The sequence below is a fragment of the Aminivibrio pyruvatiphilus genome, from assembly GCF_004366815.1.
Lineage (GTDB): Bacteria > Synergistota > Synergistia > Synergistales > Aminobacteriaceae > Aminivibrio > Aminivibrio pyruvatiphilus.
The window spans coordinates 39421-54709 of sequence record NZ_SORI01000021.1 but is presented as its reverse complement, the minus strand read 5'-3'; the positions used below and the strand labels follow the sequence as shown (position 1 = coordinate 54709).

The 15289-nt window shown below is 59.5% G+C and carries 14 protein-coding genes, 1 tRNA gene, 1 other RNA gene, 2 pseudogenes and 1 riboswitch; of the genes and pseudogenes, 3 read left to right on the top strand and 15 right to left on the bottom strand.

The genetic code is table 11. The annotated features are described in order from the left end of the window. The 10 genes and pseudogenes from C8D99_RS15600 to C8D99_RS12700 form a co-directional block, all read right to left on the bottom strand. Positions 1–518 (bottom strand): ABC transporter substrate-binding protein (locus C8D99_RS15600; protein ID WP_243833936.1); only part of this gene is annotated, 518 nt, incomplete at its 3' end. Positions 519–704: 186 nt separating this feature from the next. Beyond that, positions 705–1466: pseudogene (locus C8D99_RS15800) on the bottom strand (serine/threonine protein kinase); the annotation flags it as partial. A gap of 497 nt (positions 1467–1963) precedes the next feature. Next, positions 1964–2863 (bottom strand): annotated as a pseudogene (locus tag C8D99_RS12735) (ADP-ribosylglycohydrolase family protein). A gap of 296 nt (positions 2864–3159) precedes the next feature. Then, complete coding sequence (locus tag C8D99_RS12730; RefSeq protein WP_243833934.1) at positions 3160–3945, bottom strand: SAM-dependent methyltransferase; 786 nt, start codon at positions 3943–3945, stop codon at positions 3160–3162. Positions 3946–4069: 124 nt separating this feature from the next. Continuing rightward, positions 4070–4421: a transfer-messenger RNA gene (gene ssrA / locus C8D99_RS12725) on the bottom strand. A 12-nt stretch (positions 4422–4433) separates the two neighbouring features. Further along, positions 4434–4898, bottom strand: coding sequence for an SsrA-binding protein SmpB (gene smpB, locus C8D99_RS12720; protein ID WP_133958883.1), 465 nt, complete (start codon positions 4896–4898; stop codon positions 4434–4436). Between the two features lie 110 nt (positions 4899–5008). Next, positions 5009–5086 (bottom strand) — tRNA-Pro (locus C8D99_RS12715). Between the two features lie 60 nt (positions 5087–5146). After that, the gene (locus C8D99_RS12710) at positions 5147–5770 is read right to left on the bottom strand and encodes a hypothetical protein (RefSeq protein ID WP_133958882.1); all 624 of its coding nucleotides are present in this window, start codon (positions 5768–5770) and stop codon (positions 5147–5149) included. A gap of 89 nt (positions 5771–5859) precedes the next feature. Beyond that, positions 5860–6543 carry an ATP-binding cassette domain-containing protein gene (locus C8D99_RS12705; RefSeq protein WP_133958881.1) on the bottom strand — a complete coding sequence of 228 codons (684 nt, stop codon included), beginning with the start codon at positions 6541–6543 and terminating at the stop codon, positions 5860–5862. Next, positions 6540–7235, bottom strand: coding sequence for an ABC transporter permease (locus C8D99_RS12700; RefSeq protein ID WP_133958880.1), 696 nt, complete (start codon positions 7233–7235; stop codon positions 6540–6542). Before C8D99_RS12700 ends, C8D99_RS12705 begins: the two co-directional genes overlap by 4 nt. Before the next feature lie 55 nt (positions 7236–7290). Further along, a riboswitch (molybdenum cofactor riboswitch) is annotated at positions 7291–7409 on the bottom strand. Between the two features lie 89 nt (positions 7410–7498). On the opposite strand from C8D99_RS12700, the gene C8D99_RS12695 reads away from it, so the two are divergent. Together C8D99_RS12695 and C8D99_RS12690 are read left to right on the top strand one after the other, a co-directional pair. Beyond that, complete coding sequence (locus tag C8D99_RS12695) at positions 7499–8053, top strand: isochorismatase family protein (RefSeq protein WP_133958879.1); 555 nt, start codon at positions 7499–7501, stop codon at positions 8051–8053. 48 nt (positions 8054–8101) lie between these two features. Further along, a complete protein-coding gene (locus C8D99_RS12690) occupies positions 8102–9346 on the top strand; it encodes an NAD(P)-dependent malic enzyme (protein WP_133958878.1) in 1245 nt (414 codons plus the stop codon). A gap of 49 nt (positions 9347–9395) precedes the next feature. Here the strand turns inward: C8D99_RS12690 and C8D99_RS12685 are convergent, their stop codons facing one another. From C8D99_RS12685 to C8D99_RS12670, 4 genes are read right to left on the bottom strand one after another with little or no spacing between them, the layout of a single operon-like run. After that, the gene (locus C8D99_RS12685) at positions 9396–9962 is read right to left on the bottom strand and encodes a methyltransferase family protein (RefSeq protein WP_243833933.1); all 567 of its coding nucleotides are present in this window, start codon (positions 9960–9962) and stop codon (positions 9396–9398) included. Beyond that, entirely contained in the window at positions 9946–11037 is a 1092-nt protein-coding gene (locus C8D99_RS12680; RefSeq protein WP_133958876.1) for a lysylphosphatidylglycerol synthase transmembrane domain-containing protein, read from the bottom strand. Before C8D99_RS12680 ends, C8D99_RS12685 begins: the two co-directional genes overlap by 17 nt. Further along, positions 11024–11653: a D-glycero-alpha-D-manno-heptose-1,7-bisphosphate 7-phosphatase gene (locus C8D99_RS12675; protein WP_133958875.1), complete on the bottom strand. Its 630-nt coding sequence runs from the start codon at positions 11651–11653 to the stop codon at positions 11024–11026. The genes C8D99_RS12680 and C8D99_RS12675 overlap by 14 nt, the downstream gene beginning before the upstream one ends. Next, positions 11653–12252 carry a hypothetical protein gene (locus C8D99_RS12670; protein WP_133958874.1) on the bottom strand — a complete coding sequence of 200 codons (600 nt, stop codon included), beginning with the start codon at positions 12250–12252 and terminating at the stop codon, positions 11653–11655. Before C8D99_RS12670 ends, C8D99_RS12675 begins: the two co-directional genes overlap by 1 nt. Positions 12253–12439: 187 nt before the next feature. Here C8D99_RS12670 and fliD point away from each other — a divergent pair, with 187 nt between their 5' ends. Next, complete coding sequence (fliD, locus tag C8D99_RS12665) at positions 12440–14485, top strand: flagellar filament capping protein FliD (protein WP_133958873.1); 2046 nt, start codon at positions 12440–12442, stop codon at positions 14483–14485. Positions 14486–14552: 67 nt separating this feature from the next. Here fliD and C8D99_RS12660 read toward each other — a convergent pair whose 3' ends face one another. Next, entirely contained in the window at positions 14553–15239 is a 687-nt protein-coding gene (locus C8D99_RS12660) for a response regulator (protein ID WP_133958872.1), read from the bottom strand. Positions 15240–15289: the final 50 nt, after the last annotated feature.

Sequence of the window (15289 nt, the reverse complement as noted above, 5' to 3'; positions counted from 1 at the left end):
ATGGGACGGCCCAGCACGCCGCCCTTGGCATTGATCTGCTCCACCGCAAGGCGGGCGGTCTTCTCTTCCGTCTGGCCGTAGGCGGCCCAGTCGCCGGTCAGGGCGGCGAGATAGCCGATTTTCACGGGGAGCTTTTCAATGACCGGATTTTTTTGTGAAGGTTGTTTTCCTTCCCCTGTAGAAATTTCATCACTTTTTGCCGGTAAACCTGGAGTTTCCTTGACTTCGGCTTTTCCATTCGGTTCCTTTTCACTCGCAATAGGCGACGAGGAGACGGTGTTTCCCCGCCCAGCCGGCTGGACCGTTTCAGCGGAATTTCTCGTCAGGAAAAAGAAAAGCCCCGCAAAAACGGGAAGGAGCAACAGCAAAATTTTCAAGGGATTTTTTTTCCTGGAAGACAACGGAGCAGCCGGTCCCGGGCTTTCCGCCGGCAGACGGGAGGAAATGGCATTTGGAGAAGAGCTAAAAGGCACACTGTCGTCAGGAATGCCTGTAAGCAGTTCTTTGAATTCCCTCATGCTCTGCGGGCGTTTTCCCGGGAACAGGGAAAGGGAGCGAAGTATGGCTTCGTCCGCATGGGAGGGGAGGCTGATTCCCAATTGACGGGGCGAAGGGAGAATGTCCTCTGCCATCCTGTCAAGAGAATCGGGAGGGGTCACTCCGACAATGGACCTGTAGAGCGTGGCGCCCATGCCGTAGACATCCGTCCAGGGGCCAAGGCTGCCTCGTGTCTGGTACTGTTCCGACGGACTGTATCCTCTTTTTAAAACGATGGAATGGCTTCGATGCTGGAGGAGGGCCATGGCCGTCTTGGACGCGCCGAAGTCAAGCAGTTTGACCTGGCCTGTCCTAGTCAAAAAAATATTGTCCGGACTGATGTCCCTATGGATCAAACCGGAGGCATGGACTTCATCCAGAGCATCCATGAGTGGAACCAGAATATTCAGGGCTTCCTCAAAGGAAATGCGGCCGCCTCTTTCCTCAAGATATTGCAAAAGGGTGCTTCCTTCGAGGTACGTCATCACCATGTAGGCAGTCCCGTTTTCTTCAAAAAAATCCCTTACAGAAACTATGTTCGGGTGGCCCTCGAACCGTGCCAGCACTTTTGCTTCCTCGAGAAATTTCTCCAGGCCTTTCCGGAAATCTTCCTTGAATTCTTCGGAAGCATGAAGAACTGAACGAGACGTACTGTTTCGTGCCGCCACTCCGGCAGGATAGTATTCCTTGATGGCAAGCTTCGTTTCCAGAAGCAGATCAAATCCGAGGTACGTTATGCCGAATCCGCCTTGCCCGAGAGGCCTTCCGACAGCATAGCGTCCATGTACCACCGTTCCGGGCTTAAGCCTGTTCCAGTCTTCATTGTCAGAATTTGGCCGATATCCGCACGCTGGACAAACCTCAGCAGAACCTTTCTCAAAAAAACAGGAGGGGCAAAGATTTGCGAGAACCTTGTGATTATTTTCCATAATTTTCCTCCAAAACCGTCTTATCAAACCCGGAAAGAAGATTTTCTGTGACACAATAAAGACATACGCTCTTCCTGCTCTTCAAGAAGGCAGTCAGAGTATACTTTTTCTTGAAAAGATTGAAGACCAGCTCGGGAAATACGATGGACAATGAATGGGAACAAAAAGGAAACCGACCTTGAGGATCCGGAGGGCAGCATGCCTGATAAAATAAAAGGGTTGGCATATTTGAAAAGGCGCAACAAAGCCGCGTCGCGAGGCATTCTGAGGACCTCCTGAAATTCGACTGACTGGCTTTTGAAGTCTGAATCTTTACTGATGTTTTTGCCAAATTCCACGGCGGGGATTGATTAAAAAAGCCGTGCGGCCTATTCACTCGCAAAGTGAATCATATCATAATCTTCATAATCTTAGTATACTCTGATATAGATAAAACCAATTATCAGCCCACTGATTTTTCTTCGTTTGCACTCATTTCCCCCTTCCAGGAACACCTTTCACGACACCAGCGCCTTCGCCAGCTCCAGGCCCTCCGCAGGCCAGAAGCACTCCGGCCGGGGGCGGCGCACCCGGGGGTTCCCCTTTTCGGGACGGCAGTTGAGAATGCAGTCCAGCCATTGGGCGGGTATTGCCTTCAGCCCGTAGGCGGCTCCCAGGAGGGCTCCGCAGATGGCGGCGTTGGTGTCGGTGTCCCCGCCCCGCATGACCGTGTCCACAACGCCCTCTTCCAGGTTCGGTGCATGAAGAAGCTGCCACAGGGCGTTCTGGAAGGCTATAAGGACCCAGCCTCTCTTTGTGACATAGTCTGCCGGAGGTTCGGATACCGCACTCAGCACGGTCTCCATGAGCGATGGTTCCACCCCGAGCTCTGACGCCCAGCCGCTGACGGCCTGGTAAAGGGACCGGGGATCTGGGCCGGTCTTGACAGCAAAGGCGATGGCCATGGCGAACAGGGCGTTCGCGTCCCGGCAGACCTTGTGGGGATGGGTCAGATCCGCATCCTGCATGGCCCATCCGGCAACCGTTTCAAGGGGATGGCCGGCCCCGAAGATTCCCAGGGGGCTTATGCGCATCAAGGCTCCGTTGGCCTGGCTTTCATGATTTTTGTGTCCTCCGAGGGCTGCGGCTACGGTTCCGCCGTAGTCGAAAGGGTGGGAGTTAAACCAGTATTTGTAGGCTTAGAGGGTAGCCTCCGCATCGTAGGTTTTTCGTTCAACCAGCGTCCGGGCCAGCATCAGGGCCATCTCCGAGTCATCGGTGGGCTGCCCGGCGATGGTGTTGAAGGTGCCGCCGTCGGCCAGTTCCCGCAGGCCTCCCGGATACTTTCGCCGGATACTCTCCGTCGACTCGAACTCCACCAGGCTGCCGAGGGCGTCTCCGGCAAGCTGGCCGATCATGCATCCCCGGGCCCGTTCCAATACCATGGTTTCCATAGTATTCCACCTCCGAAAGAAAGGCTGGAATAGTTTTCACTTCTTTAGTATAGTCCCATTTCTTTGGAAAAATCCGGAAAGGTGAGTTAAACGAAAACTCCGAAACGCTTCTCTGTTTCGCTCTTTAATGGCGGCAGGACCCAAACAAGGGAATACCATGATCCCTCGGAAACAGGAAATTCTGTCCTCAAGACGGAGTACTCAGCCCATGCAGCCATTCACGAACTCCATCGGCACGCCCATACTTCCGGCTGTTTCTTCTACCACGGCATCAGCGCGAACACTCCCCAGCCCAGGTATTCACGGGTGTAGGCAGCGTAGCGCACGGGTTCGGAGGTCAGTTCGGCCCGGACGGTTTCGGCCAGCTCGTCGCCGGGATTGGCTTCCAGCCACCGGCGCATGGTGAGCCACTTTGCCGCTTCGTATCTGTCCCAGCCGTCCTGGTCGGCCAGGACCATTTCAACGACGTCACAGCCGAGGCGGCCGAAAGACGCAATAAGTCCGGGAAGAAGAAGAAAATCGGAGATCGATTGTGCAAGACACCCCCTGGCAACGTCTTCCGAAGGCGGAAGCTGCCGCCAGTAGGGCTCGCCGATGAGAATGATCCCTCCGGCGTCAAGGCTTCGCTTCAGAAGGTCGATGGTGCCGGCGACTCCCCCGCCGATCCAGGTGGCCCCGACACAGGCCGCCACTCCGACCTTCTCGTCAGAGACGTACCCGGCGGCATCACCGTGGATGAACCTGACCTTATCGGCGACACCGAGCTCCAGGGCGCGAAGTTTCGCCTGTTCAGTGAAAAGACTGCTCATGTCGACACCGGTGCCGGTGATGCCGTGATCCCGTGCCCAGGTGCACAGCATTTCCCCCGAACCGCTGCCGAGGTCGAGCACACGGGTTCCCGGTTCCATGCGCAGCGCAGCGCCGAGAACGGCGAGCTTTTCGGGCGTGACCGGGTTGTGGATGCGGTGAGCGCTTTCAGTGATGTTGAATATTCGCGGAATGTCCACTGTAATAACCTCCCTGCGGGCGGAAATAGATCGGGTCATGGCTGACCGGCGGTTAACCTCATCTGCCTGCGGTTCTACAGTATAATGCAAAAAAATTCCAACGGCTGGACAAGACAAAAAAGACGTAGGTTGGGGTGCATCCCAATCTACGTCTTTAAATAAATGGTGGAGCCGGGGGGAATCGAACCCCCGTCCGACAAGGGCCAGCCGTGGAAGCGCTACGGGCGTAGTTCCCGATTTAGTGTCGGCTCAAAACTCCCGGGAACAGGATTTTCTCGCCCAAGCCCCCTTATCTTTTTTCCGGGACCGGAGACACTCCCCGAAAAGCATCCGCCATTTTGTGTCGCCTTACGCAGAAACGGCGGCTGCTGCCGCGTAAGACGTGACTGCATTAAGCAGCCAGTGCGTAGTTATTGTTGTTGACGTTTGTTTTTGTGTCCGCGTTTAACGAGGTTCGGACGACCTCGGCCCGCTCTTCCAGACCCTCCGTCTTGCCGTCGAGACCAGTCGGCCCCATGATTGGCAGTTTACTCGTCCCTGTTTCTGTGCCGGACCGCCCGTTCCATGTCGCGCTTGGCGTCCCGCTCCGCGATGGAGTCCCGCTTGTCGTGAAGCAGCTTTCCCTTGACGAGCGCTAGTTCCACCTTGGCCCGCCTCCCCTCCTTGAGGTACACAGAGAGGGGAACGAGGGTGAGACCTTTTTCCCGGACCTTCGAGAAGAGGCGCAGGATTTCATGCTTCTTCATCAGGAGCTTCCGGTCCCGGAGAGGTTCGTGGTTGTAGTAGCTGCCCTTTTCGTAGGGGGAGATGTGGACCCCCACGAGCCAGAGTTCGCCGTTCCGGATCAGCGCGTAGCCTTCCTTGAGGTTGACCTTGCCGTCCCGGACGGATTTGATCTCCGTGCCCGTGAGGACGATGCCGCATTCAAAGGTCTCAAGGATGAAGTAGTCATGTCGGGCTTTTCTGTTCTGCGCTACTGTCCGGTCAGCCATTTTTTCTCTCCGATGAAAATTTTAGCAAATTAGTCAGGATTAGTCAATCCGATGGTTCGTGAGAAAAAAGAGGTCCCGGCGTGTGCCGGAACCTCTCCTCAGTTCCCAAATGGTCGGGGCGAGAGGATTTGAACCTCCGACCTCCTGGTCCCGAACCAGGCGCGCTTACCAGACTGCGCTACGCCCCGAAACACCGCGCTGCCGGAGATGGTATTCCGGCAACGGCGAAGATTGTAACACCCCCGGGCCTACCTCGTCAAACGGTCGTCCCGTTTTCTTTCGTCTTCTCCAGGTGCCGCTCCGCCCTTCCGGTTGTTCCATATCATCCTGTTGCCTGGCGTGCCGTCGGCGGCGAGGGGTATTTCCGTCCAGCCCCAGGGGGTGACCAGGAGGAAGCGGAAGGCTATTCCCTGGGAGCCGAGGGCCCGGATGTGGGAGATGTACCGGTAGACGTCGCCGATGATGAAGGTGTCGCTGATCATCCACACCCGCCGGCAGAGCTTCCTGTTGAAGAGGGAAGCGTAGTCGATGGCCATGCGGAGGCTGTCCTCGAAATCGGTGGGGCCCACGTTGAGCACGACGGCATCTTCGTGGCCTGAGGGTTTCTTGAGGTTGGGAAGGAGATCGGCGTAGTCGTCCACCCACTCGAGCTGGGTAAAGAGCTTCTCCCCGTCGGCCTCGAGCACGCTGTCAAAGAGCGCGGAGAGTGGATCGCCGTCGTGTTCGGCGGCCTCGGAGGTGAGCGATTCCTCCATCCACTGCTGCAGCTGGGTCACTATTTTCTGGATGTACCGTGGGTGTTCCGTTCCCGCCATGGCTGAAAGAATCTCCCCTACCGTCCATTTTTCTTCATTTCCGCGTTCGAATGTCATAGGATCCTCCGGAACTTCTATTATGGGGGAAGCATACCATATACCCATTCCCGCCACAACAAAAAGCGGGGAGAGAAAATGGGCGGTTTTCAGGCGGAAACGCCCTCGATTTTTCCCCGCCTCATGGAGACGCGCCTTCCGCAGACGCCGTCGAGCCACTGGATGTCGTGGGAGGCGATGAGGGAGACGGTGCCCCATTTTTCCCAGGCTTCCCTGATCACCCGGGCCATCAGAAGGGCGTTTTCTTCGTCCACGTTGGCGGTGGGTTCGTCGAGGAGGAGGACCTTCGTCCGGAGGACGAGGCGGGAGGCCAGGGCCACCCGCCGGGATTCGCCTCCCGAGAGCATGTACCATTCCCGTGCGCCGAAGTCCGGAGAAAGGCCTACCATCTCGAGGGCTTCGGCGACCCGGTCGGCGAGGCGGTTCGTGTCTCCCCGGACCCTGAGGCCGTAGGCCACGTTCTCGAAGACGGAGCGCCGGAGAAGATAGGGCTCCTGGAGGAGGAAGGTCACTTCCCTGCGGAGTTCACTCTCCCGTTCTTCCGTGGGTTCCCCCAGGAAGCGGATGGTACCTGCCGCCGGCTTCAGGAGGAAAGCGAGGGCCTTTAGAAGAGTGCTCTTGCCGCTGCCGTTGTGGCCGACAAAGGCGGTGGGGCCGTCAGGCGGAATGTCCAGCCTGTCGATGTGGAGCACGGGGTCATCCTCGTAGGCGCAGACGAGCGCTTCGATCTCGTAAAGCGGAGCTGATCCCGGACGTCCGGTCTGCCTGTTCATGCTGCCGTCCTCCTTCGGAGAGCCGAAAGGGACCAGTTGAGAACGAAGGAGAGGGCGAGGAGCAGGACTCCGAGGGCGATACCGGTGGAGAATTCTCCCTTGCCCGTTTCCAGGGTGATGGCGGTGGTGATGGTGCGGGTGTGCCACTTGATGTTGCCGCCGATCATCATGGAGACGCCCACTTCGGCGGTGACCCTTCCGTAGGCGGTGACGGCGGCGAGGAGGATCTGGTGCCTGCTCTCCCAGAGAGTGGAAAGGGCGAGGCGTTTTCCCCGGGCGCCCAGGGTGAGGAGGGTGAGGCGAAGCCGTCCGTCGACGCTTTCCACGGCGGACGCCGTGAGGGCGACCACGATGGGGAGGGCCAGGATGGTCTGGCCTATGGCCATGCCGGGAATGCTGAAGAGAAGTCCGTATCCGCCGAGGGGCCCCCTGTTGGAAATGAAGGCATAGACGAAGAGTCCCACCACTACCGTAGGGATGGAGAGCAGCGTGTCCACGGTGATCCGGAGGATCCTGCGCCCCGGGAAGGAGAAGTAGCCGATGATGAAACCCAGGGGAACGCCGATGGTGAGGGTAACGGCCATGGAAAGGAACGAAAGCTTGAGGGTGGTGATCACTGCCGTCCATACTTCCTCGTCCATGGTAAAGATGAGGCCGAGTCCTTGAATGAAACCTTCCGAGAGGTAGTTCACGAAAATCCTCCCTTTCCATAAAAAAATGCCTCTCCCCAAACCGCAGGAAAGGCACGCCGAGCGTCCTTCCCTCCTTGCCGTGCGGGAGGCGCTTCCGTTTCCGGGAGCACCCTGTCGGCCATGAATCCATGGGCTGCCGCCTGTAGGTTTCATGGCTCGGAGGGACTGTCCGCAGGGTATTGTACCCTGCCCCTTTCCCGAAGGCAACCGGAAGGAGCGGTCATGGGGTACAATAACCGGAGAATATGTGCGGAGGTGGATACATGATTCCTTTCAGACTGAGGCGGGAAACTGCCTGCATGGTGATGGTGGACGTCCAGGACCGGCTTCTGCCGGCCATTTCCGGAGCGGAGGAAATCCGCCGGAATACGGTGAAGCTGGCAACGGCGGCGAGAGTGCTCTCCGTTCCCTTTGTGTACACGGAACAGTACCCCAGGGGGCTTGGCCCCACCGACGGGGAAATTCTGGCGGCACTGCCGGAGGGTGCTCCCCGCATGGAAAAGAACACGTTTTCCTGCTGCGACGAAGCCGCTTTTGAAGAGCTCCTGCAGGGAACGGGCCGTTCCGTGACGGTGATCTTCGGCATCGAGACCCATATCTGCATCCTGGCCACCGTGCTCGACCTGCTTGAGAAGGGCCGGAAGGTGGTGCTCGCTTCGGATGCCTGCGGGAGCAGGGACCCCCTGAAGGCCGAGCGGGCCCTTTCGGCGATGGCGGCGGCCGGTGCGCTGGTGGTGCCCGTGGAGTCGGTGATCTACCACCTTATGGGCAGGTCGGGAACGCCTGAGTTCAAGGAGCTTCTCCCCCTCTTCAAGTAAGGACATCCTGACAGGGGCGGATATTCGGGAAGGAGGCAGCGCGACACAGTGAACATCGACAGGGAAAAGGCCCTCCAGCTGCACCGGAAGGCCCGGGGGAAGATCCGGATCTACCCCACGGTGAACATACGGAACGAGGAAGATCTCGGCATGGCCTACGTGCAGGGGGGCGCTTACGCCGCCGCCGGAATCATGGAGGATCCGGATGTCATTTTTGAATATTCGGGCAAGGGCAACCGGCTCGCCCTCATCAGCGACGGCTCGGCTGTCCTGGGCATGGGCAACATCGGCCCCAGGGCGGCTCTGCCGGTGATGGAGGGCAAGTGCCTGCTCTTCAAGAACTTCGGCGACGTGAACGCCATCCCCCTCTGCATCGACGCCCGGAATGCCGATGACATCGTCGCCATGGCTAAAATGGTTGCCCCCACCTTCGGGGCGATCAACATCGAGGACGTGTCGAGCCCCAATTCCTTTACCGTGGTGGAGCGCCTCCAGACAGAGCTGGACATACCCGTCTTCTGCGACGACCAGCACGGCTCGGCGGTGGTTGTGCTGGCCGCACTGATGAACGCCCTGAAGCTGGTGGACAAGGAGCTGCCGGACACTTCCACCGTAATCATGGGTGCGGGGGCGGCGGGAATCTCCGTGGCCCGGCTGCTGCTCAACGCAGGCGCGGGGCGGGTCACGGTGCTGAACAAGTGCGGCATCATCGGGCCCGGCAACGGATGCATGAATTTCGTCCAGGAAGAGCTGGCGAAACGGCTCGGCGAAACCCGGGGAGGAGCCTCCCTGGACGAGGCCGTAAAGGGAGCGGACATCTTCATCGGCCTCTCGTCGAGGGGGAAAATCAGCGCCGCTCACGTGCGCTCCATGAAACCGGGAAGCATCGTCCTCGCCCTCTCCATGCCCGAGCCCGAGATCTCCTGGGAGGAGGCCTCGGAGGCCGGAGCCGCCGTCTTCGCCGAAGGTTTGACGGGAACGTCCAATGCCATGCCGAACCTCCATGCCTACCCCGGAATCGCCAGGGGGCTGCTGGATGTCCGGGCGAAGGGGCTGAACGAAAACATCCTCATGGCGGCCTCCCGGGCCATTGCGGGGGCGGTTGACCGGAGGCGCCTTTCCCGGCGGTGCATCATCCCGGACCTGTTCTCCGACGAAGTGACGCCACGGGTGGCCGAGGCCGTTGCCCAGACGGCCATCGCCGAGGGGCTCGCCTCCCTGAATGTTCCGCCGAAGCAGGTGTACGAAGAAACGTGGCAGAGGCTCTTCGGCGGCATAATGGAAAGAGTGTAGAAAAAAATCGGGGCTCCCTTCAGGGAGCCCCTAATGTTTTTTCGGGAGGCTACAGCGCCCGGAAGAGCAGGAGCACCGTTCCGGCCAATGTGACGAAGACCGAGTGGCGCTCGCTCTTCCAGAGAATGGACAGGTCGAAGGGACCGTCCAGGTCTTCCCCGTTCCACCGCCTTGGGAAGAGGCGCCCGGTCCGCTCCATGTACCGTTCGTACTCCCGGCCGAATTTCTGCCGCAGGAAAGCTTCTTCCCAGGGAATGATGAGCAGGCCGTAGATCACGAGGAAGGCGATTGCGAAGAGTAGAAGGGCCTTCCACCCGGCAAGGAGGCCCCAGCCGGCCCCGATGAGGCCGTTGCCGATGTAGAGAGGGTTCCGGACGAGGGCGTAGGGTCCCCAGGTGACAAGCCGCTCGGCCCCCACCTGTTCACCCCGGTAGCGGGTGATGCACCCGGCGGCCCAGAAGCGGACCCCCTGCCCGAGGGAGACGAGAAGGAGCCCGGCGGTTACGGCACCGGCGGATACCGGTTCGGCCAGGAAGAACACTCCAAGAAAAAGGGCGGTCCAGAGGCCGCCCCTCAGTTTGAACGCTGCCGCCCGGATATCATTCACGGCGGTCACCGGGGTCGTCGGAAAAATCGTTCTCCACGGCTTCTTCCTCCACCGGAGGCTCATGCTCGTAGAGCTCCTCCGTGACGCCCCAGCCAAGCAGCTTCACAGCCACCACCACGCCCATGGCGATGGCGATATATTCGGTGAAAAACCGCCACGCGATGGCCATGACGCCGGCCATGTTCCAGGGAACCAGCAGGCCGAAGAGGGCTGCTCCGCCGCCTTCCGCCACACCGCTGGCCCCGGGCGTGGGGACAAAGTACAGCAGGAACATGAAAACGGCCTGGGCAAGAACCGCCTGAAGGTAGTGGAACGGCAGGTTGACCGACGCGATGAGACAGGGAAGCACGGAGAAGATGAAGAGCAGGTGGAATACGGAAAGAACGATCGCCAGGAGAAAATGCTTGAGCCCGCAGGAAAAGAACATCTGGAAGTTGAGGTTGTAGTTGTCCACCTCGAGGTTGATCCGCTTGACGATTTTGAGCACCCGTTCGGGCTTGACCACCCCGAACCGCTTGAGCCAGAGGGTGAACACCCTGCCCCACCGCTTGATGATCGCGGGCCTTGTGATGCTCAGAACCACGAGCACCCAGGAGATGATGATGAAGGCAAGGACGTAGGAGAAGACTCCCTTGAGGAAGAGGCGTCCCCGGAGGAGTTCCGGTTCGATGAAGACCGCCACGGGAACCACGATCCCCAGTATGAGGATGGTGAGCAGAGTCCGGGTGAGGGTAATGGCGATCCCCTTGCCGAGAGGGACCTTCCGCTTGTAGAGGACGTAGACCTGGAAGGGGCCGCCGCCGCTCTGCATGGGGGTGACGGCGCAGCCGAAATAGTGAAGCCACGTGAGTACCATGCCGAGCTTGAAGTCTATTTTTTCCCCGGCGGCCCGGGCGAGGGCGCAGAATCGGGAAGCATCACAGGCCCACGCAGAGAGGACAAATACGAGGGCAAGCAACAGGAGCCGCTTGTCGGCACGCAGTATGGTGGACCAGGTTTCGCCGTCCACGCTTGACAGGAGTACCACGGCGCTGACTCCAAAGGAGAGCAGCAGGAAAAGCACCAGGCCTTTACGAAGGGTCAATTAAGGAAAAGCCTCCTCTTTCGGCGGAAAAGCCGGACTCCGCTTGTTCTATGATACCTGCTGCAGCGCGGAGATCTTCGGCGACGAAGAACATTGTACCAGATTTTTCGTCCTCCCTGACTGCAGGGAAGGCTGAAATTTCTCTTTCCGTTTCTTTTCCGCGGCCGGTCCGTACCAGCACGAAACGACAGCCGCAGTTGACCGCAAATTCATAGTCGCAGGGGGCGTCCCCGATCATCCAGCTTCTCCGGAGGTCGATGCCCAGTTCTTCCGAGGCCCGTATTCCCATCCCGGGAGCAGGCTTCCGGCACTGACACCCCGGGAAGCCTTCTTCAGACGGGCCGTGGGGGCAGTGATAGAAAGCGTCCACAGAGACCCCTTCCAGGGAAAGCAGTTCAGCGACCCTCCCGTGGATTTCCGGCAGAGCGGTTTCATCGAAAAACCCCCTGGCGATGCCGCTCTGGTTTGTGACCACCACAAGAAGAAATCCCAGGGAGCGCAGCCTCCGGAGGGCTTCCCCGCCGGATGCCGACAGTCTCACCGCCGATGGATCGGAGAGATAGGGAACATTTTCAATGAGCGTGCCGTCGCGGTCGAGAAAAACCGCCCGGGCCATCACTGTACCGTGCTGTCGCCGATGTTCCTCAGGGCGCTGATGTATCCGCCGAGGCTTTCGATGCGGGGGAGAATTCCCGACCGGAGAGTGTAGGCCAGTTCGAGGGGTTTGCCCTCCTCCACGGAGCGGGAGGCCTTCTCGAGTTCCGCGAGCAGGGCCGACTTGACTTCGCCGAGCCCGCCGCCGCCCACCTCGGAGTCGTCCACCCCGAGAAGAATCTGGCTGTTGTGGATTATCTGAAGGACCCACCCGATTCCCTCCGCCGCTTTCCCGACAAGTTCGAGCCCTTCCGGCGTCCTGTCGGCCTCGAGATGGTCCGCAGCTCTGCCAAGGCCTGAGGCGAGACGCTGCTGGTATTCCGAAGCGTCGGCCAGCGTTTCGACAAGGAAATCGCGGACCGGCCGGCTTCCGAACCGGGCTTCCGTGCCGCCGGTCAGGGCGAGGAAGGCTTCCTCGTCCAGCTCCGCCCCGTCGACCTCGATGGAGCGGATCAGCATGCCCTTCTTCCCGAGGGTTTCCTTCACGGAAGTAAGCACGTCCTCTTTCGACGGGCTGTTTTCCGGAAAGGCGATCTCTTCACCGTCAAGATATATTTTCATATGCAGCCCTCCCTGCGTGGAGTTTGCCTTGCAGTTTCTCCGTCCGGGCAAGGAGCCCGGGACGTCGGGTATTCCCGGAAAGCCATTGTATCATGACCGGTGCCCGAACCGGATAGTTTAAGCCGCCCCCCTCTTCAGCCGATAAGAAAGAGAAGCACTATACCCTTTTTTTCAGGGAGATGGTTTCATGGGTGATTACCAGTCCACTTTTTCCATACCCGGCATTTCCTCCAGCATTGACTGGGGGAGCATGGCGGACAAGCTTATAGAAAACGCCCGCAAGTCCCAGGAGCCCCTGATTGCCAAGCAGGATACCCTGGAACTGAAGATCGGCCTGTTCAACGAATTTTCGGCTTCCATGAAGACCATGCGGTCTGCCGTGACGCCTCTGAAGCTGGCATCCACCTTCCAGGCGAAGGCTGCCGAATTCACCGTTCTCTCGGGGGTGAACGCCCAGAGCGTGGTGGCGGCCACTGTCTCAGCCGATGCCGCCGTCAGCCGCCACGAAATAGAGGTTCTGCAGAAAGCCACTGCCCAGAACCGGTTCAGCGCACAGATCAAGACTGCCATGAGCGAGGCGGGACTCGCCTCGGCGCAGAAGTTCTACATCAACGTGGGGGGCCGGAGGGCGGAAATCGAGGTCAAGACCACCGACACCCTTACCACCATAGCCCAGAAGATCAACGACGCGAAGGACATGACCCTTGATCCCGCCACGGGAAAGGCCTACGGGGAAAGCCTCGGCATTACGGCATCGGTGATCGACAACCGGCTGGTCATAAAGAGCGCCAATACGGGCCTCGGGGAGACCACCGACAAGAGCACCATCACCAGGGGCAGCGGCACCCGGGACAAGCTCGGGTTCACCGTGGCGAAGGACGCCCCCTCGAACGGAACCCTCACCATCAAGGCAGGCTCCGTCACCTACGCGGAGGGGACGGATTTCACCGTGGACTCCGGAAGCGACGAGATCACCTGGATCGACGGTCACGGCCCCGCGGCGGGAACCTCCTACGAGGTATCCTACACGGTGAATTCGAGCGTCTTCAGCCTTGACGGAAACGCCGACCTGCTCTCCCTCCTGAAGCTGGACGACGATACGGCAGACCACTACCTTGCCGCCCAGGACGCGGTGGTGAAAATCGACGGACTCACCATCACCAGGTCGTCCAACCAGATCGACGACCTCATCGAAGGGGTAAAGCTGACCGTCAACGGGCCCGGATCAGTGGTCATGGACATCACCCAGGACGCCGAGAAGGCCGTGACGGGCATCCAGGACTATGTCACCGCCTTCAACGATCTCATGGACTGGATCAACATACGCCTGAGCGAGTCTTCGACTGCTTCCAGCTCCCAGAAGGACGACCAGTACAAGAACGACGACTTCTACAAAAAGTTCGGCCTGCTCCATGGAAACTCCCTGCTCTGGCAGACCAAGTCCCAGATCCGGCAGATAATGACGAACCCGGTCACAGCAAAATACAGCCTGAAGACGGGGCGCCCCGTGCAGGGGACCATGGAAAGCGCCGGACAGACGGGAAACTCCACCTTTACGGTGACGGTGGGCGTCCGGACGGCCACCATCGAGGTGACTCCGTCGGATACCCTGCAGACCATAGCGGGCAAGATCAACAGTTCCTACGAAATGAACCACGACCCACAGGGACGGACCTATCCCATCAGGATGGCCAGCGCCAAGGTGGTCAACAACCAGCTCGTGATCGAGGCATCGCCGAACCGGAAGTTCTCCCTCGCCGCGTCGGACGGAGTCCTGGACACCCTGGGGCTCGGCACCCCCTTCAGCCTGCTCTCCCAGATCGGCATCTCCACGGAGAGCACCGACTACGGCAAGAGCGGGAAGCTGGAGTTCAACACCGACAAGTTCATGGACGCCCTGAGGAACGACCCTGACGGCGTGGCCGCCATCATGAACACGGTCATGACACAGATGGACGAGTACGCGGGCAACATGGTGGACGCGTCCCAGGTGGAGGTGGGCAGCACCGTGGTGCCCAAGGGGCGGATCGCCAGCCAGATCACCACGTGGCAGACAGAAATCGCCACCATAGACAAGAGAATTTCCGAATCGGAAGCCCGCCTCGAGCTTCGGGCCCGGGGGCTCTACGAGCAGTTCGCCCAGGCGGAGGTGAACCTGGCGAAGCTGCAGCAGCAGGCCTCATGGCTTGCATCAGTGGTAAGCCAGCTTTCGGGTACGGGATCGAACTCCTGACCTTCCCATAAAGAAGAAGCGGCCGGGGGGCCCCGAAAGGGATCCCCCGGCCGCTTCTTTGTCCTGTCTACCGCTCGACGCTCTCCAGGATGTGGGAGAGTGTTTCCGGCGAAAGCTGGGCGAAGCCGATGCGCCATGCAAGGATGGCCGCCTGAGTCCGATCCCGGAGGTCGAGCTTCTTGAGGACGTGGCTCACGTGGTTCTTCACGGTTTTTTCGGAGAGCACCATCCGGTCGGCCACTTCCGTGTTGCTCAGGCCCTGGGCGAGCCAGTAGAGGATCTCCTTCTCCCTGGGGGTAAGCTCGTAGAGCTGGTCGTTCTCCTCTTTTCTCCTGGAGAAGGAGGTGAGGAGCTTTCCCGCGACCCGGGGATCCACATAGGGCTGCCCCCTGGCCGCCGAGCGGATGGCGGAAAGCAGCTCCACCTTCCCGGAGGCCTTGAGGACGAATCCGAGAACTCCCGCCGCGGAGAGGGCGGAAAGGCAATCCTCGTCGTCGTAGGCGCTTATGGCCACATACCGGGTTTTGTGGGGAATGTTGTTCAGTTCCCGGACAAGCTGGATGCCGTCCACCCGGGGCATGTTGATGTCGAAAAGAAGGATGTCAGGCTCCTTCTCCCTGATGAGCGAGAGGGCTTCTTCGCCGTCGCCTGCCTCTCCGACAACGGCGATATCCGATTCCAGTTCCAGGAGCTTTTTTACTCCGTCACGAAAAAGTTTGTGATCGTCCGCTATGAGCACCCTGATCAGTTCCATTTCCCCACCCCCGTCACGCGGGCCGAAAACGGCCGCAACTCCTTTGAATA